15 protein-coding genes are annotated in these 17,872 nt (G+C 57.5%); all 15 read left to right on the plus strand.

Going from position 1 to position 17,872, the window contains the following annotated elements; all coding sequences use genetic code 11:
* The first annotated feature begins 16 nt into the window (after nt 1–16).
* The 15 genes from ACFSYH_RS13580 to ACFSYH_RS13650 all read left to right on the plus strand — a co-directional run bounded on the left by ACFSYH_RS13580 (nt 17) and on the right by ACFSYH_RS13650 (nt 17,800).
* Nucleotides 17–817 (plus strand): amino acid ABC transporter ATP-binding protein, encoded by an 801-nt coding sequence (locus tag ACFSYH_RS13580; protein WP_377467724.1) that lies wholly within the window; start codon nt 17–19, stop codon nt 815–817.
* A 116-nt stretch (nt 818–933) separates the two neighbouring features.
* Nucleotides 934–1,935 (plus strand): ABC transporter substrate-binding protein, encoded by a 1,002-nt coding sequence (locus ACFSYH_RS13585; RefSeq protein ID WP_377467726.1) that lies wholly within the window; start codon nt 934–936, stop codon nt 1,933–1,935.
* A gap of 2 nt (nt 1,936–1,937) precedes the next feature.
* Nucleotides 1,938–3,125 carry an LLM class flavin-dependent oxidoreductase gene (locus ACFSYH_RS13590; RefSeq protein WP_377467883.1) on the plus strand — a complete coding sequence of 396 codons (1,188 nt, stop codon included), beginning with the start codon at nt 1,938–1,940 and terminating at the stop codon, nt 3,123–3,125.
* A 95-nt stretch (nt 3,126–3,220) separates the two neighbouring features.
* Nucleotides 3,221–4,318, plus strand: a complete 1,098-nt coding sequence (locus ACFSYH_RS13595) for an LLM class flavin-dependent oxidoreductase (protein WP_377467729.1) — start codon at nt 3,221–3,223, stop codon at nt 4,316–4,318.
* 25 nt (nt 4,319–4,343) lie between these two features.
* Nucleotides 4,344–5,990 (plus strand): ABC transporter substrate-binding protein, encoded by a 1,647-nt coding sequence (locus ACFSYH_RS13600; protein ID WP_377467731.1) that lies wholly within the window; start codon nt 4,344–4,346, stop codon nt 5,988–5,990.
* Between the two features lie 2 nt (nt 5,991–5,992).
* Nucleotides 5,993–6,943, plus strand: coding sequence for an ABC transporter permease (locus ACFSYH_RS13605; RefSeq protein ID WP_377467734.1), 951 nt, complete (start codon nt 5,993–5,995; stop codon nt 6,941–6,943).
* Between the two features lie 9 nt (nt 6,944–6,952).
* On the plus strand, nt 6,953–7,882 hold the full coding sequence (locus ACFSYH_RS13610; RefSeq protein ID WP_377467736.1) for an ABC transporter permease: 930 nt from the start codon (nt 6,953–6,955) through the stop codon (nt 7,880–7,882).
* Nucleotides 7,883–7,886: 4 nt separating this feature from the next.
* Entirely contained in the window at nt 7,887–9,536 is a 1,650-nt protein-coding gene (locus ACFSYH_RS13615; RefSeq protein WP_377467738.1) for a dipeptide ABC transporter ATP-binding protein, read from the plus strand.
* Between the two features lie 18 nt (nt 9,537–9,554).
* Entirely contained in the window at nt 9,555–10,148 is a 594-nt protein-coding gene (locus ACFSYH_RS13620) for an NUDIX hydrolase (protein WP_377467740.1), read from the plus strand.
* A gap of 160 nt (nt 10,149–10,308) precedes the next feature.
* Nucleotides 10,309–11,010: a hypothetical protein gene (locus ACFSYH_RS13625; protein WP_377467742.1), complete on the plus strand. Its 702-nt coding sequence runs from the start codon at nt 10,309–10,311 to the stop codon at nt 11,008–11,010.
* A gap of 290 nt (nt 11,011–11,300) precedes the next feature.
* Nucleotides 11,301–12,320 (plus strand): LacI family DNA-binding transcriptional regulator, encoded by a 1,020-nt coding sequence (locus ACFSYH_RS13630; protein ID WP_377467745.1) that lies wholly within the window; start codon nt 11,301–11,303, stop codon nt 12,318–12,320.
* Between the two features lie 95 nt (nt 12,321–12,415).
* Nucleotides 12,416–14,545, plus strand: a complete 2,130-nt coding sequence (locus ACFSYH_RS13635; RefSeq protein ID WP_377467747.1) for a glycoside hydrolase family 36 protein — start codon at nt 12,416–12,418, stop codon at nt 14,543–14,545.
* Nucleotides 14,546–14,603: 58 nt separating this feature from the next.
* Complete coding sequence (locus tag ACFSYH_RS13640) at nt 14,604–15,953, plus strand: ABC transporter substrate-binding protein (protein ID WP_377467750.1); 1,350 nt, start codon at nt 14,604–14,606, stop codon at nt 15,951–15,953.
* A gap of 150 nt (nt 15,954–16,103) precedes the next feature.
* Nucleotides 16,104–16,949, plus strand: coding sequence for a carbohydrate ABC transporter permease (locus ACFSYH_RS13645; RefSeq protein ID WP_377467753.1), 846 nt, complete (start codon nt 16,104–16,106; stop codon nt 16,947–16,949).
* Nucleotides 16,946–17,800, plus strand: a complete 855-nt coding sequence (locus ACFSYH_RS13650; protein ID WP_377467755.1) for a carbohydrate ABC transporter permease — start codon at nt 16,946–16,948, stop codon at nt 17,798–17,800. The genes ACFSYH_RS13645 and ACFSYH_RS13650 overlap by 4 nt, the downstream gene beginning before the upstream one ends.
* Nucleotides 17,801–17,872 lie beyond the last annotated feature (72 nt).

The following is a 17,872-nucleotide window of genomic DNA, read 5'->3' on the forward strand; positions in this document are numbered from 1 at the left end:
CGATAAGGACACACCCATGACAACCCTCACCGACCGTACTCACCCAGATGCTCCCACCACGGGTCACCTCCAGGTGCATAACGTGCACAAGTCGTTTGGCACGCTCGAAGTGCTGCGCGGCGTTGACCTAGAGGTTCGTCCCGGTGAGGTCACAGTGATCCTCGGTCCTTCAGGCTCAGGTAAATCCACACTCTTACGGGTCATCAACCACCTGGAGCGTGCTGACAGTGGTTTCGTCGTCGTCGATGACGACCTGGTCGGATACCGCCACAAAGGCAACACACTGCGAGAACTTCCCGAACGCGAAATCCTCAAGCAACGCACCAATATCGGCTTCGTGTTCCAGAACTTCAATCTCTTCCCGCATCTCACCGCACTCGAGAACATCATCGAGGCGCCCGTGGCCGCACAGAAACGAGACAAAAACGAGGCGATCCGCGAAGCACGTCAGCTGCTGAAGAAAGTCGGGCTCGAAGACAAGGCAGATGTCTACCCCCGTCAACTATCCGGGGGACAACAACAGCGAGTAGCCATCGCGCGTGCCCTCGCAACCAACCCAAAGGTGCTGTTGTTCGACGAACCGACGAGCGCCCTCGACCCAGAACTCGTCGGTGAGGTCCTCCGCGTCATCAAGGAACTCGCACACTCGGGAACCACGCTCGTCATCGTCACCCATGAAATCGGATTCGCCAAGGAAATCGCTGACACCGTCGTTTTCATGGACCAAGGGGTGATCGTCGAACAGGGCACGCCCACTCAAGTCATCGACCAGCCTGAACAACAACGCACCCGAGCATTCCTCGAAAGCGTTCTCTGAGTTACACCAACGGCGGGCTCAGCCCGCACCCCTCAACTATTACGTGACCGTAAGAACCCGCACAGCGGGGGAGTCGTCGGCAATAGGCACAACAACCAACCGAAAAGGACACCATCATGACCGCCTACGTTTCAACCCCGCGCAAGTTCATCGCTCTGATCGCAGCAGCGCCACTCTTTATCGCCCTCGCTGCGTGCACTCCGAGCGGCGCGGAAGAAAGCGCGAGCGATCAGGAAGAAGCGGTGAAGGCCGCAGGTCTGACCGTGAACACGTCGCCAGACCAGGACCGCATCACCACCACCAAGTCCGATGAGGCCATCGCACTGCTCCCACCAGAAATCGCGGCAGACGGAAAACTGAAGGTGTCCGTGAGCGCCTACGTTCCGCCACTCGCGTTCCTCGCGGACGACGAGGCAACTCCTATCGGAAATGAACCAGACATCGCATCGCTCGTTGCGGACGCACTGGGACTTGAACTCGAACTCGAGGTCAAGGCCTGGGCCGACTGGCCGCTCGCGCTCCAGTCCGGAGACGTCGAGGCAGCCATCTCAAATGTGACTGTCACCGAGGAACGTAAGGAACTGTTCGACTTCGCGACCTACCGCAACGATGAACTCGGCTGGCTCACCCGAGCTGACTCCGAACTCGAATCCATCACCGAGGCAGCGGACATCGCTGGACTGACGGTTGCAGTTGGGTCTGGAACAAACCAGGAGAAAATCCTGCTCGCATGGGATGAGACAAACCAGAAAGCAGGACTCGAGGCCGTACAGATCGAGTACTTCGAAAACGACGGAGACACCACTCTGGCCCTGCAATCGGGCCGAATCGATGTTACCTTCGGCCCCAACGCGACAGCGGCGTTCAAGGTTGCGGTCGCCCCGCAAGATTTCAAAGTCGTTGGAACCCTCAACGGTGGCTGGCCAGAGACCGCGCGCATCGCCGTGACCTCCAAGAAGGGCAATGGACTCGTGGACGCAGTTGCGGTGGCGCTCAACCATGCAATCGAGGACGGCTCGTATGCCAAGGTACTCGAACGCTGGGGTCTCACCTCCGAGGCCGTCACCGTCTCCGAGGTCAACCCGGCAGGGCTGCCGAAGCCAGAGGAAACCGAGTGACCATGACACGGATTCCACTGTCCATACTCGACCTCGCGCCAGTCACCGAGGGAGTGAGCGGAGCAGAGGCACTACGCTCCGCGGTCGAGGTCGCACAAGCCGCAGAGGGAGCGGGGTATAAGCGGTACTGGTTCGCAGAACACCACCTTGCCCCGGGAGTCGCTTCCTCCGCGCCAGCGGTTCTCAGCGCGATCGTGGCGAGCCAAACCTCACGCATCAGGGTAGGTTCTGGTGCGGTACTCCTCTCGACCACAAGCCCTCTGGTAGCCGCTGAACAGTTCGGGACCATCTCCGCGTTCCACCCCGACAGGCTTGACCTGGGGATCGGCCGTGCCTTCCGGGTGCCCGCAGAACAGAGCGATGGGGCACAGGATAAGGCTGTACCACCTGCACGAACCCCCGCCGCGAAACCGCAGGAAATCAAGGGCATCACCTTCCCCAAAGCTCCGCATTTCCCCAATGACTCCGCCTTGCGGGAACGTTTGCTCGCCGAGAAGAAACTGCTCTCCGCCAATCGGCAACCAGCGCCGTTCGCGCAGGAAGTAGACCTGATCCTCGATCTTCAGGCAGGTAAGCACACTGACAACGACGGACGAGACCATTCAAGTCCAGCCGTCGCGGGAAGCGACTTCGAACTGTACATCCTGGCCTCCTCCGGTGGGGAGAGCGCGACGGTAGCGGCGCTAAGAGGTCTCCCGCTCGTCGCCAATTACCATGTCAGCCCTGCAACCACGCTCGACACAGTGCGGGCGTACCGGGAGAACTTCACACCGGGGGTGCTGTCGCAGCCATACGTGATCGTGTCGGCGGATGTGCTCGTTGCGGACAGCCATGAACGAGCCCAGGAGCTGGCCACCCCATACGCCGAATGGGTGCTCTCGATTCGCTCCGGACACAGCGGTGCCGCGCAATATCGGACTCCGGCACAGGCAGTGCAACGCATCTGGGCGGAAGCGGAAAAGGAACTCGTGGAGGACCGGGTGCTCACGCGGTTCGTCGGCACTGCTGAGAGTGTCACACACCAGTTGGAGGCACTCGCAGAGGTCACAGACGCAGATGAACTTCTCATCACCACGATCGCTCACACGCACATCGACCGGTTGCGGTCAGTTGAACTGCTCGCCGCGCACTGGAATGGTACGCGCCTCACCGAATCTGACCGGAAGATAGCCGACTGGGTCGCAATCTGAGGAGCTCAATACCTTCAGGCTGGGTCCTCGGGCCTCCCACCTTTACCGGGACCCAGCCGTTTAGCGCCAACCGCCGTCAGGCAAGGAACACAATCATGCGATTCCAAGTACTCGATATCATTTTCAATCCGCCGCATCCCCTCACCGGTGAACCTGTCACCCCAGCAGATCGGTTTGCTCGACTCGTGGATACGGCGGTGCTCGCGGAAGAACTGGGCTTCGATTCCTTTTCCGTCGGCGAACGCCACGCGGGGGAGGTGCTTTCCTCCTCGCCAGCCGTCGTGCTGGGAGCGATCGCGGCGCGAACCAATCGAATCCTGCTGAGCACGGGCGTCACCGTCCTGCCACTGCACGATCCTGTGCGTGTGGCAGAGGACTACGCAACCGTTGACCAACTGTCGCAGGGGCGATTCGAACTCGGTATCGGGAAAGGCAACGAAGTCCTGCAATACCCGCTACTTGGTAAGGACATCACCAGACAGTACGACTACCTCAGCGACAACGTATCGCTTCTGCGCGCGCTGATCTCCCAAGAAAACGTTACCTGGACTGGGCGAACGCACTATTCCGTTGAGGGAACCACCACAAGGCCTCGCCCATACTCCGGGCCGTTCAGGATCTGGCACGGTTCAGCGACCTCCGAGTTCGCGGTGCGGCTCGCCGCCCAGTACGGCGACCCCATCATCTCAGCCAATGCGTTGCAGCCGCGTGAGAACTACAAGGTGCTGATCGACCTGTACCGAGAACTGTGCGAGGCTGAGGGGCACGACCCGCGGTTCGCGTACGTGGGATCGGGATCGGGTGGGTTGTTCCTCGCTGAGACGACCGAGAAGGCCATAGAGGAATACCGTCCGTTCTACGAGGGAGCCGTCGCCCGTGCGGATCTGCGTCAGCACGATCCCGCAGCGAGGGGAAAGGTCACCTCGTTCCGCACAATCGAGGAGGCCGTCGAACACGGCCCCGCACTCGTCGGGTCACCCGAGAGAGTGGTGGAAAAGATCCTTTCCTACCACGCGTCATTCGATCACGACCTGCAAAGTGTCTCCGTCAATCACCTGCTTGAACCAGCACGCCAAGAAGACGTGCTCCGGCGGTTCGCTGAAGAAGTCATCCCGCACGTGAAGAAAGAAGTCAGCACAACCCTGTGGGGGCCGCAGGACACCCGCCGGCCAGCGAACTTCACAGCCGCCTAATCTCTCAGTAAAGGACAACCACACAATGAAACGATTGAGAACCTCCCTTGCTCTCGCGCTCACGGCTGCCTTCGCCTTGAGCGCGTGCAACGACGGATCATCAGCCAACGACACAACAGCAGAGCAGACAGCGCAGCCGAGTGCTGGTGCCGAAACCAATGAACCGGTTGCCGGAGGCGACCTACGCTTCGCACTTGTCGCAGCCCCAACCGGTGTGGATCCACAGCAGGTGGGTTCGAACGTTTCCATCTACATTGCCCGTTCCATCGCGGACTCACTGACTGACCAGGACCCCACCACCGGCGAGATCGTCCCGTGGCTCGCCGAGAAATGGGAGACCAACGAGGACCTGACCGAGTTCACCTTCACACTGAAGCCTGGAATCACGTTCTCTGATGGAAGCCCGCTCACAGCGCAGGTCGTCAAAGAGAACTTCGACTCGATTGTTGAGGACCTCGGTGCGCTGGCCCCACTGGGGTCGGGGTATCTTTCCGGGTACGAAGGCACAACGGTCACAGACGAACTGACATTCACCGTCGCTTTCGATGCTCCAAATGCTCAGTTCCTGCAGGCAACCGCAACACAGGCACTGGCAATCGTGTCCAGTGATACCGTCAAGACCTCACCGGAGGAGCGGCTTCAAGGACAGGTCATCGGAACAGGACCATTCGTGGTCGAGTCCTACACGCAAGATCAAGGTGCCGTTCTCGCCAAACGCGAAGGATACGACTGGGCATCCCCAGCTTTCGAGCACTCCGGTGACGCCTACCTCGACAAGATCACCTTCACGGTCGTGCCCGAGTCGGGTGTGCGTACAGGTGGGCTGGTGTCAGGGCAGTTCGATGCGATCAGTGACGCTCTGCCACAGGACATCACCCAGATCGAGGGTGCAGGCGGCAAGGTCCTCACCCGTTCGAACCCAGGACTTCCGTTTGTACTCCACCTCAATGTGGCGCGCGAACCACTCAACGACCCAGCCGTACGCAAGGCGTTGAACCCTGGAATCAACCGCCAGGAACTGGTGGATACGGTGTTGTCAGATCAGTTCAACCCCGCCACCTCGATTCTTGCCGCGACCACGCCAGGTCATGCGGATCAATCCGGTCTGCTGGCGTTTGACCCGGATGCCGCCAAGAAAATCCTTGAGGAAGCAGGGTGGGTGACGGGCGGCGATGGCATCCGTGAAAAGGACGGGAAGAAACTCAGTTTCTCAGTGGTCTACGCCCAACTGTTCTCAGGAAACCAGGCCGTACTCGAGTTGACCCAGCAACAGCTACGGGCGATTGGCGTTGACCTGCAACTCAAGCAGGCGACACCCGCCGAACAGGCGGAGATCCTGGCTAGCGGCGACTACGAGGCCTACTACTACAACTCCACACGCGCAGAAGGAGACGTACTGCGCACCAGTTTCCATGCCGGTTTGCGGAACATCGCACAGCGTGAAGCCGATGACGTCCTCGAACCGGTTCTTGAAGCCTCCCTCGCGGAGGCAGATTCAGCCAAACGCAACGAGTTGCTTGGGCAGGCCCAGGAACTCATCATAGAAAACGCCTACGCCATCCCGCTGTTCGAGTTGTCGCAGTCCATCGGAGTGGCCGGTAACGTGCACGGACTTGGATTCGAGGCATCCTCACGACTCAAGTTCTATGACACCTGGATCGCCGAGCAATAGCCATGCTGCGCTACGTCACCAAGCGTGTGGCCCAGGCCATCATCGTGGTCTGGGCCGCATACACGCTCACCTTCGTCATCCTGTATCTCCTTCCCTCTGATCCCGTCAGCATCATGCTCAATCAGAGCCAGGACGGGCACGTTGATGAGGCCCTAGCGGAACGGCTACGTGCGGAATATGGATTCGACCAGAGCACTCTCACCCAGTATGCGAACCTGCTGGGGCGAGCGATCCAGGGAGACTTCGGCACGTCAATTGCGAACGGCGCGCGAGTTTCCGACCTGATCGCTCAGGTGTTTCCCGAAACGTTGAAACTCGCTGGACTGGCGTTCCTGTTCACGATTCTGGGTGGGACGGCTCTGGCAGTAGCGTCTATCGCCACAGCCAACAAACGACTTCAGCAGTTCCTTCTGGCACTTCCACCGCTGGGGGTATCCGTACCAGGGTTCTGGATTGGTCTGATTCTGCTCCAAGTCTTCTCGTTCACTTTCCCAGTGTTCCCTGCGATCGGGAACGACGGATTCAAATCCCTCGTGCTACCCGCATTGACGCTAGCGATCCCACTGTCAGCGATGGTTGCGCAGGTACTCGCTGATTCGTTGCATTCCACGTGGCGCGAGCCGTACGTGGAAACCGCCCGTGCGAAAGGACTCACCCGGTGGCAGGCGATCACCCGGCACACGTTCAAGAACGCTGCGGTGCCAGCACTGACCATCACCGGAATGCTCGTGGGTGGACTGTTCGCTGGATCGGTGGTGGTTGAGACGGTGTTCAGCCGTGCAGGGTTCGGCAGATTGGTGCAGACCTCCGTGCAAGCGCAGGACATCCCAGTCATTCAGGGCTTTGTGGTGCTTGCTGCCGTGATCTTTGTCGCTGTCAACCTACTGGTTGACGTGCTCTACCCGCTGCTCGATCCACGTATCCGCAGCGCCAATCTAGCCCTGGCCGCATAGGGGAGCAACATGAGTGTACAGACTCGCGCAATCGACGCGGACGCACCACCCGAAAACCCGCTCACCGAGGTCGTGTCCGTGCGCGACACTGCCGTACCACAGACAGAGCCAGCAGTCGTGAGAGTTCGACGTGCCGCCATCCCACGTACGCGCATCGGTGTCGTGCTTTCCCTGCTGATCGTGGTGACAGTCGGTGCTTGGGCAGTCGCGCCAGGCCTATTCACGGGACATGACCCTATAACCGGGGTGCCAGCGGATAAGTTCTCCGCGCCGAGCACCACCTACTGGTTCGGGACCGACCACCTCGGACGTGACCTGTTCAGCCGCGTCGTGTACGGTTCTGGACTGTCCCTCCAGGCTGCTGTCATCGCAATCGGCGTCTCCCTCATCGCAGGGTGCCTCATCGGACTGCTCGCCGGTTTCAGAGGAGGATGGCTCGATGGGCTTTTCATGCGTGGAATCGACGTACTACTGGCAATCCCAAACCTGTTGCTGTCGCTCTCCATCGTGACCGTCCTGGGTTTCGGCACGGTCAAGGTGGCGCTCGCAGTCGGCGTTGCCGGAATCCCGGCGTTTGCTCGTGTCATGCGCGCCCAAGTACTGAAGATCCGACAGGCGCCCTATGTGGAGGCGGCCCGACTATTCGGGGTTCCGTCCGCGGCGATCATTCGCAGGCATATACTCCCCAATGCCTATGCACCGGTCGCCGTTCTCGCAACCGTGGAGTTCGGGGCCGTGATCCTGGCGGTGTCAGCCTTGAGCTTCCTGGGGTTTGGGGCGACCCCTCCGCAACCTGAATGGGGCAGTCTGGTCTCAGAGGGCCGCAACTATCTCGGTACATCCTGGTGGTACTCGACGCTCCCGGGTGTGGTGATTGTGCTGTTCGTCGTCAGCGTGAACGTACTGGGTCGCGCTTTGCGCAACCGGCAGGGAGAGTGAACTCGTGTCTCTATTGAGAGTTTCAGATCTGTCCGTCGGTTACGTGAACCCAAAGACCAAGATTGTCGACGAGGTGGTCACGTCGGTGACCTTCGACGTCGAGCCGGGTGAACGCGTCGCGATTGTCGGGGAGTCCGGATCGGGGAAATCCACCACAGCCCACGCGCTGATCAACCTGCTTGCGGGTGGCGGCCGACTTCTGGGAGGCTCCATCACGCTTGACGGAAGAGAAGTCGCACACCTGCCTGAGCGGGCGTGGCCTGCGCTCCGTGGCAAACATGTCGGATTGGTGCCACAAGACCCTGGGGTCAGCCTGGACCCCGTGGTACGGATCGGTGAGCAAGTCGCTGAAGCCGTACGGCAGCACACCAGGATTCCCAAGAGGTTTGCGCGAGCACGAGCCGTTGATCTCCTACGAGAGGTTGGGATTGACAATCCTGAGGGGCGTGCAGCTCAGTTCCCGCACGAACTGTCTGGCGGTATGCGTCAGCGAGTCCTGATTGCGATCGCGATCGCCTCGGAACCCGAACTGATTATCGCTGATGAGCCAACCTCAGCTTTGGACGTCACGGTACAGCGGAAGATCCTGGACCTTCTCGATCAGGTGGTGGAGAAATCGGGTGCTGCGTGGTTGTTCATCACGCATGACCTGAGTGTTGCCGCTGAACGTTCGGATCGGATCATTGTGATGCACCAGGGCACGATCGTTGAGCAGGGGCCGACTGAGCAACTGTTGAATTCCCCCACGCATGAGTACACGAGAAGACTTTTGGCGGCTGACCCGACCCACGCGCCGTATCGCCCCTTTTCCTCGGAGCAGACAGCCAAGAACACATCGGTGGCTCTTGAGGTCCGTGACCTGTCGAAGTCCTTCGCGTTGCGAGGCACGAAATCCGTGGTCCGAGCAGTTCAAGACGTGTCATTCTCGGTTCCCCGCGGTCAGACGCTAGCGCTTGTCGGTGAATCCGGTTCCGGAAAGTCGACCATCACGCGCTTGGTCTTGGGGCTTGAGCGGCCTGATCGAGGGCAGGTGCTCTGTGATGGGGTGGCAGTGGTTGGAGCATATGCGCGCAGCGGATGGACCGCCCACCGAGAAGTGCTACGCACACTGAAGGGTTTTCGTCGCAGGGCTGGTTTGGTGTATCAGAACCCGTACGCGAGCCTTGATCCATCGTTCTCAGTGTTCGAGTTGATCGCTGAACCGTTGCGGGCTGTTGGTGTACCGCAGGCTGACATCGATTCTCGAGTACCCGAGTTGCTTGATGCCGTGGGTCTCTCTCGTGACTTTACTCAACGCAGACCGCGGGCCTTATCGGGAGGGCAGCGTCAGAGGGTCGCGATTGCTCGTGCCCTCGCGTTCGACCCGGAGATATTGATCCTGGATGAGCCAACCTCAGCCCTGGACGTCTCCGTGCAGAAGCAGATCCTGGACTTACTCGTCACGCTTCAAGAAGAGCGCGGACTGACATATCTGTTTGTCACGCACGATCTGGCCGTGGTGCGCGGCTTTGCGCACAGGGTTGTGGTCATGAGCGCTGGTGAGGCTGTTGAAGAGGGCGACACTCGTGCCGTATTCGAACAACCGCAGCACCACTACACGAGGGAGCTTCTTGCTAGTCGTACAGGAGATGTGGGTTCGGTATCAGTGCGCTGAAAGGCGTAGGGTTGGTGCGTGATCGACACTGACTCCCCGCACATTCCTGAGGCCGATGACTACGCGGCCTATGCCGCCCTGCTTCTCGACGAGTGGGTTACGCCTGATTCTGAGCAGGAGTATCTGCGGGGCGAGTATGCGCAGTTCCTGCGTGCAGGCAAGGGAGCCGCAGTCCGCCGTGAGGGTGGACCTCAACACCTGACGGCTTCATCATTCGTGTTCAATGCGGATCACACCCACGTGTTGCTCTGTTTTCACCGTAAAGGACAGTTTTGGGTGCAACTGGGTGGTCACATCGAAGACGGCGATGTGAATCTAGCCGATAGCGCGTTGCGTGAGGCCATCGAGGAATCCGGAATCGATGACTTGATCCTAATCAGTCCATTTCCGGCGGATCTGAACCGACACGACCTAGGCAATGCCTTTGGGTCCTGTCAGACCCACTGGGACGTGGGTTTCGTGTTCGAGGCACCCGAAGGGGCTCAACCTCAGACCAGCGATGAATCCGAGGACGTGAAGTGGTGGCCCATCGGTGCACTACCGGAGCGCACCCCACCCGATAACCGGTCTCGTATCGCGTATGCACTGCTGGCCCTTAACGCCGATGCCTAACTAGGCGAAGCCGCAGAGATGATCCCAATCCTGTAGTTTTCAGGTGGAAGACTGATGAACGTGTACTTTTGGCCATGTACTCGGACGGTGAGTGGCCATAGTATCGGGAACGCCTGACCCTTGATCAGGCTAGATACTCTTTCTTAAAGTTGGTTCCCTGATGAAACCTGTCTCCTCTGTTCGCTCCACTCCAATGATCAGTTCCATCGCATGTGTTGCAGGAATTATGCTCGTGCTGTCTGCCTGTGGCGGTGAGTCCGTTCCAATGGATAACACGTCGTCAAATGGCACTTCGGCGAGTACTGACCTCGAACAAATCCCAGAGAACCTCCCGGAAGGTCCAACTTCCGCAGAGGACCCGACTCCTGCGGAAGAGGAAACGAAAGCCCCAGGCAGCGCGACTCCAAAGGGGCAGGAACCGCAGAAAACTGCCGAAGAGGAGACTCCGGTTCTTCGCAAGACCACGCCACAAGATCTGGGCAACTATAAACAGCAAGAGGCGGAACGTGAACTTGCGAGTACAAAACTTGAGTTGCCCGAGGGAATGAGTTTTCGCGAACCTTTCGTGTTCGAGGCCGATGAACTCATGAGGTTCGAGCCCGGATACTTCCAGATGGAGATGACGTGGGACTGGCAGTGTGCGTGGATTGCCACCGCGATTGACCACGTTAGGAACGGTGACCTCGTCAAGGCTGGTGAGGCGGTAGACGTTATTGAGACGTTGCCTGATACTGACCTGATTGAGGCTTTCCCAGACTTTGACAGAATCCTCTACATGACCAACAAACTGAGGGAGGGGATCGTGTTCCCTTCTCTGGATCAGTTTGTTGCTGGATGTCCGGCAAGTGTGCTCGGCAAATGAAGGGATGCAGTGAGCCGGGGCGCGGCTGAGGATATGGCAAAGGGAGCCAGTGCTGCAGTCGCTGACTCCCTTTGTGTATTCTCTTCAGGGTGTTCAGGCACAGTGAGTGAGGTCTGTGCGAGATACAGCGGTGCGCTTGCATGATACGACGTTCTGCTTGGTGACGAGTTGGTCACGTTGGATTCTGAACAGGACTATCTGCGCGACCAGTCCGTATAGTTCTTGCATGCGCTTATCTTCGCATCAGCGAAGAACTGCTTAACGCTTTTGAACTGGCGTAGCCTAGTGCTGTGGACGAAAACATTCGCCGGAAACCGCCGGTCATCGCAGATGTAGCTAAACGTGCGGGCGTATCCGTGCCCACTGTTTCTAGAGTCTTGTCCGGGACAACGCGGGTGAGCCCGGAGCGCCACGCACGCGTGCTCAAAGCGATCGAGGAACTGGGCTACCGCCCGAATGGTGCAGCGCAGGCATTAGCCCGCGGTGACCAAGCAATGATTGCTGTATTTACTTCGAGTATCACTTGGTACGGGTACGCTAGCACGATTCATGGTATCGAGAAGGCGGCTCGTGAAGCTGGATATCTGATCACAATCGCAGTGGTAGAAGCTACAAGTCCAGCGCAGGTGGCCGCGGCCATTAATCAGGTATTGGGTCAGCCGTTAGCAGGTGCGGTTGTGCTGGAGTATGACCCTGCAGGTGTCGCGGTGCTTGCTGCTCTACCTGAGTGGTTACCCACAGTCGCAGCGGCGGCTGGAGGAGTCAAGGCAACTGATCGTTCCCATGCCTACATGGATGATGAAGTTGCAGCCGCGCAAGCTACTAGGTATCTGCTTGATTTGGGGCACAAGACCGTTCATCACATCGCGATTCCGTCCGCAGGAAGTGAAAGCGCTCGTACGCTGGGATGGCGGCGAGCATTACGCGATCGCGGAATCTCGACTCCCGAAATCGTGGTTTCAGATTGGGCGCCGATGGCGGGATACGACGCAGCACGCCGACTTTTGCAGTCCAATGACGCCACAGCAATTTTATGCGGCAACGACGATATTGCGATCGCCGCTGCGAAAGCGGCGAGAGACTGTGGGCTGTCAGTTCCTGACGACCTAAGCCTCATCGGCTTTGATGATCAGCCCTTGAGTGCGATGTGGGATCCACCGCTAACGACCATTCGCCAGGACTTCGCAAATCTTGGGCGTGAGGCATTCAAGTTACTCATCTCAGATAGAGCAGGTGAACCGCAGAACATTCGGATTGTTCCGGATCTTGTGGTTCGGGGATCAACGGCTCCCCCGCCAGCAAGTTTGTGAAAGCGCTATCAAATTGTAATCATCTATTTTTAGAGGAGTGTTGCGCCAGTTCTTGATATGCGCTTTCATAGAGTCATCGAACAAAGGAGTATTCGATGGCGAACCTCGCTTCTGCAACCGAGTTGCAGTTATGGGCTGACGGCTCAATCCGGATCCTACTGCGGTGGAACATGTCTGGTCCCGTGGCGATCACAGTTGTTTCCTCGTCAGAGGTCGAGGAGTTTGACCCGACGGCGATCAACGAACAGCCCTTGGTGGAACTGCTGGCGGTGGGGCACGGAAGAAGCAGCGCCAACCTCAGGAACACCTCGACAGCCATCGGGAATCGACTGCGATATGTGCGGCATGACGTTGTCAAAGAAGACCCCTGGACCGTGTATGACATCGTTCAACACGATCCAATCAGCGGTTTAACCGTCACATCAGTACTGCGAGTGTTGGAGTCTCATGGGGCACTCGAATCTTGGACCAAGGTACGCAATGATTCCAGTATCGCGGTGAATCTACAGGCGGTCTCTTCCCTCATGATTGGCCGACCGATTGCGTCAACGCCTATTAGCGCTACTCGTTCAATTGAGGGTACCAGCGAGTGGTTGGGCGAGACCCGATGGGCCAACCGCCCGCTTCGCAACCAGAGTGGTTTACCCCGGCTGGATCTAGCAGCCCACCAGAGCCAGGACAGTCGTGGTTCGATTTCTTTGATTAGCCAAGGCACGTGGTCCTCTGGGCAGCGAGTGCCCTCAGGAGTGCTCGCAGCAGAAGACGGCGGACGTGCGCTCGCGTGGCAGGTGACGCACAACGGCCCGTGGCGTGTGGAGTTCTCTGAACGCCTTGGACATAACGAACGTGGATATCTGGTCCTTGGTATGTTCGGACCGACTGATGCTGACCACGCGTGGCTCCACATACTGCCATCAGGCGCCGAGTTCACAAGTGTACGAGTAGCTGTAGCTTTTGCCGATACTGGCTGGCAGAGCGCGATCGCGCATATGAGTGAGTTGCGTCGAGCAAGCAGAAGGAGAAGCAATCACAACCGCCCAGTGATTTACAACGACTATATGAACACGTTGATGGGCGACCCGACGACCGAAAAGCTGCTGCCACTCATAGATGCTGCGGCGCAGACAGGTGCTGACTACTTTTGCATCGACTGCGGTTGGTACGACGAAACAGGAGATTGGTGGGACTCGGTCGGCGAATGGACGCCGAGTACGACCCGTTTCCCAGACGGTGGGTTGATACGCGTCATCGAACATATTCGAGCAAAAGGTCTGATTCCGGGGCTTTGGCTTGAACCAGAAGTCATTGGGGTGCGCAGCCCTATGGCCAACAAACTTCCAGATTCAGCATTCTTGCAACGCAACGGTGTACGCATAGTCGAGCATGACCGCTATCTTTTGGACCTTCGTAGTCCAGCGGCAAGAGCGCACCTCGACGCTGTAGTAGACCGGATTGTGAATGAATACAAGGTCGGTTACTTCAAGTTTGACTATAACGTCACGCCTGGACTGGGGACAGATCTCAACGCGGACAGCCCGGGTGATGGGCTTCTGCAGCAGAACCGTGCGCAGTTGGAATGGGTTGCTGGAGTATTTGAGCGGCACCCCGAACTTGTCATAGAGAACTGTGCCTCAGGCGGAATGCGCGCAGACTACGCGCTCCTTGAATACTTCGATGTCCAGTCGACATCGGACCAACAAAACCCTCTGCTCTACCCACCGGTTGCTGCTGGATCGCTCGTTTCGATGTTGCCTGATCAAGCAGCCAACTGGGCCTACCCGCAACCGGAGATGACGGATGAGCAGATTGTCTTCACTATGTGCACAGGTATAGCTGGTCGTCTTCAACTCTCGGGGAAACTCGACCAAATGTCCGCGGAACAGCGGGAACTTGTCGTTCAGGGAGTTGAACTGGCGAAGAACTGGTTCCCAACCTTACGCAACGCTCGGCCATTCTGGCCGCTTGGACTCCCTCAGTGGGACTCCGAGTGGGTTGCCGTAGGGCACCGTGGCGAATATGAATCCCTCGTTGTCGTGTGGTGGCGAGGAAAAGACAATGCACAGGCCGTACTGGAGGTTCCGCCAGGTGACGTCTCAGTTGTCTATCCGGCACCGACATACGAGAGCAGCGCTTGGGAGGTGAATATCGAATCGCCGGGACGAGTACGACTGGCAGTCTCCTCCCCGCATCCACAAGCACGCGTCTTGCGGATTAGGCACACGTAAGACATTTCATCAGGAGAATTCAGTGTCAATGTTGACACCAAATCGACAAGGAGTCGATATGAAAAAGTTCTTGACCACAACAGCGCTTGTCCTCAGTGCAGGGATGTTATTGGCATCTTGCAGCGATCCAAGCGTAACCGACACCTCGGAACCTACCACTGGTAGTTCGGCAACTGGAAACACGTCGGCCGAGGGTGACTACTGGCCTGCTCAGGACACAGATCTTGAGGGCACAAAACTGACCATCTGGGCAGCACAAAACTCCAACACGGTCCCTGAATCGGTGATTGGTGCATTCTCAGAGCTGACTGGTGCCGACATCGAGGTCGTCACCATCCCCGACCCGTATGAACAGGGTGTTCAGACCAAAGTAGCGACCGGAGACAAGCCCGATCTTGCGTTCTGGCAACCCACGGGTTCTATGCTCACGGCATTGAACGCAACCACAAACCTGCAACCTCTCGACGACGCTCCGTGGATCGGAAACACACCGATGGCATTGCGTAACCTCACAGGCATACTGCATGACACCCGCTACGCGGCGCTCATCACAAGCCCTGCGGTTGAGGGCGTTTACTACAACAAGAAGGTCTTCGCGGACAACGGTGTCACAGAAATCCCAGAGGACTGGGACTCATTCATCGCTACAGCCCGTGACCTAAAATCAGCCGGTGTAACCCCATTCTTCGAGATGGCTGGTGACCGCTGGGGAACGCAATGGTGGGTCCAAGTCCAGCTTGCAGATGCAGCCGCTGATGGCCTGTGGGACCGGGTGAACAGAAACGAAGAGAAGTTCACCGACCCAACGATCCTGGGAACGATCGAGAACTACAAGGGCTTGATCGATGAAGGTCTTTTCAACTCCGACATCAAGACTGCAACTTTTGAGGATCAAGGTGATGCACTGCTGAATGGAGACGCTGCAATGGTTGTCCAAGTGAACTCCTTCTTCGGACAGTTGCAAGCGAAAACTGACAGTGCAACGCTTGACGACACCATTGGTTTCTTCCCAATTTCTCCTTCTGGAAACGTGGGAACCTTTATCCCAGATCAATCCAACGCACTCGTCGCGTTCAAGACCGGAGATGAGAAGCGTGAGTCCGCAGCGCGGCAACTCCTTTCGTTCTGGTTGGGGGATGGTTATCCGGCGTTCGTTGAAGCGCAGAACACAGTTTCTCTTTCCGACAACGTTGAGAGCCCAGCATCTGTACCTCAGGCGCTGAAAGACATCCATGCCTCATTGGATAACTCCGTTGGATCAATGCAAGCGCTGGCGGTCGCTAACCCAGACCTCTATATCTTCCTTGCCGACATGATTCAGGGCACGACTACTCCAGAGCAGGTTGCTCAGCAGACGCAAGATCAGTTCGAGCAATTGGCACGTGCGCAAGGCGTAGACGGATTCTAAGGTTCATAGGGCTACGCCGACGCCCGTCGGCGTAACCCTATGATCGGAGACCTATTAAGGAAAATGATGGCAGCAACGACGGGAAATGCCAGGCCCACACAAGTGCGCTTCCGTGGCAGGAAGACTCGTAGGCACAGGCAAAACCACCCCATGACCTTCTTGGTACCCGCATTCATTGTGCTCGGGGTATTTTTCTTCCTACCAACCCTCTTTAACTTCATCTATGCGCTCACCGACTGGTCCAGTTTCAAAAGCGAAGTCAACTTTGTGGGATTCCGAAATATCTCGGAACTATTGAGCAGCGGCACACTAGTTTCTGCTCTTCGAATTACTCTGGTGTACGCAGTGCTCGTGGCTGTTTTTCAGAACCTTTTCGGTCTGTTGCTTGCGTTACTGCTGGAGCGCGATACTCGAGTCAACCGGTTCGCACGCACGATGTTCTTCATCCCTGTCATCATGTCTGCGCTCGCAGTTGGCTATGTCTTTCAAGCCTTGCTGAAACCTGAGGGTGCATTGAACGGTGTACTGTCTCAACTCTTTGGAACAGAGATCACCATCGCGTGGCTGGGTTCGACGACGTGGACAATTTTGGTTGTCGCAATTATCCACGCTTGGAAATGGATGGGGCTTTCCATGCTCATCTATCTTGCTGGATTGAAGACCATCAGCGAAGAAGTCTACGAGGCCGCACGGCTCGATGGCGTCTCCGGCTGGGCGATGTTCCGTCAGATCAAATTTCCACTGCTTGCACCGGCCGTGACGTTCAATGTCGCTACGGCATTGCTGGGTTCGATGAACGGGTTCGATATTGTCCAAGCGACGACCGGTGGTGGCCCAGCCCGAACCACAGAGTTGCTTAACATCTTCATCTTTAGAACCTTCGGGCAAGGTCTCTTCGCGCAAGCAACAGCGATGAGTTTGGTGCTCTTCTTGATGGTGCTGGTGCTGGCGTTCCCTGTCATCCGAGTCCTACGTAAGAGAGAGGAAGTCCTATGATCCCGGAGAATCTTCGCCGACGTAGGGAAGTCCGTAGCCCGTGGGAACGCGTTCAACCATTTATTGCAGTGCTGGCGGTGGTGGTGCTCTTGGTGCCACCATTGTGGATAGCGGTAGTCACGGCAGGAAAGTCCCAGGCAGAAGCTCTAACCCCGAATCTTTCATTGCCTACGCAGTGGCAATTGTTCGAGAACTTTGCGCAGGTCTGGAATGACGGACGTATACCAAGTGCACTTGGTGGTAGTTTGCTTGTCATGGTGCCATCAGTCCTTGGTGTCCTCATGCTCGGATCAGTTGCTTCTTGGGTTTTGGCACGCCGTTCCGGACGCTTGGTAGCGATACTCTATGCCCTGGCGATCAGTGGTCTTGTTCTCCCACCAGCGGTTGTCACTATCGTGATGCTCTTACGGCAACTTGGATTGGCTGGCACTGCGTGGGGAATGATCGGGGTCTACATGGGAATGTATATGTCCACTGTCATCTTCTTTACGACCGGATTTGTTCGCACTATTCCACATGAACTCGAGGAAGCCGCCCGGATTGATGGCGCTGGCCCGCTACGCGTGTTCAGGTCTGTTATTCTTCCGATCCTCATGCCAACGCTCGCGACAGCTACCATCCTGATCTGTTTGTATGTCTGGAACGATGTGTTCTACGCGCTGTTCGTGATCGGTGGACGAATAGACACGCTTCCGCTCAACTTGTTCCAAGTTGCTAGCGCAGGACTCTATCTCAATAACTGGCACCTCATTTTTTCCTACGTTGTTCTCATGAGTTTGCCATTGTTGGTTGTTTTCATCCTCGCGCAACGCAAGATCATTTCTGGTGTGACAAGCGGTGCGGTGAAGTAAGCAGTTCACCGAAAATCTTCAAGCAAGGCTTGATATGGCAAAGGGAGCCAGCGCTGCAGTCGCTGACTCCCT

Source organism: Populibacterium corticicola (assembly GCF_042683685.1).
Lineage (GTDB): Bacteria > Actinomycetota > Actinomycetes > Actinomycetales > Cellulomonadaceae > Timonella > Timonella corticicola.

What these genes read in the sequence shown, in the direction of transcription:
- ACFSYH_RS13580 (WP_377467724.1), top strand. Translation starts at nt 17, where the DNA reads ATGACAACCCTCACCGACCGTACTCACCCAGATGCTCCCACCACGGGT.
- ACFSYH_RS13585 (WP_377467726.1), top strand. Translation starts at nt 934, where the DNA reads ATGACCGCCTACGTTTCAACCCCGCGCAAGTTCATCGCTCTGATCGCA.
- ACFSYH_RS13590 (WP_377467883.1), top strand. Translation starts at nt 1,938, where the DNA reads ATGACACGGATTCCACTGTCCATACTCGACCTCGCGCCAGTCACCGAG.
- ACFSYH_RS13595 (WP_377467729.1), top strand. Translation starts at nt 3,221, where the DNA reads ATGCGATTCCAAGTACTCGATATCATTTTCAATCCGCCGCATCCCCTC.
- ACFSYH_RS13600 (WP_377467731.1), top strand. Translation starts at nt 4,344, where the DNA reads ATGAAACGATTGAGAACCTCCCTTGCTCTCGCGCTCACGGCTGCCTTC.
- ACFSYH_RS13605 (WP_377467734.1), top strand. Translation starts at nt 5,993, where the DNA reads ATGCTGCGCTACGTCACCAAGCGTGTGGCCCAGGCCATCATCGTGGTC.
- ACFSYH_RS13610 (WP_377467736.1), top strand. Translation starts at nt 6,953, where the DNA reads ATGAGTGTACAGACTCGCGCAATCGACGCGGACGCACCACCCGAAAAC.
- ACFSYH_RS13625 (WP_377467742.1), top strand. Translation starts at nt 10,309, where the DNA reads ATGAAACCTGTCTCCTCTGTTCGCTCCACTCCAATGATCAGTTCCATC.
- ACFSYH_RS13635 (WP_377467747.1), top strand. Translation starts at nt 12,416, where the DNA reads ATGGCGAACCTCGCTTCTGCAACCGAGTTGCAGTTATGGGCTGACGGC.
- ACFSYH_RS13640 (WP_377467750.1), top strand. Translation starts at nt 14,604, where the DNA reads ATGAAAAAGTTCTTGACCACAACAGCGCTTGTCCTCAGTGCAGGGATG.
- ACFSYH_RS13645 (WP_377467753.1), top strand. Translation starts at nt 16,104, where the DNA reads ATGACCTTCTTGGTACCCGCATTCATTGTGCTCGGGGTATTTTTCTTC.
- ACFSYH_RS13650 (WP_377467755.1), top strand. Translation starts at nt 16,946, where the DNA reads ATGATCCCGGAGAATCTTCGCCGACGTAGGGAAGTCCGTAGCCCGTGG.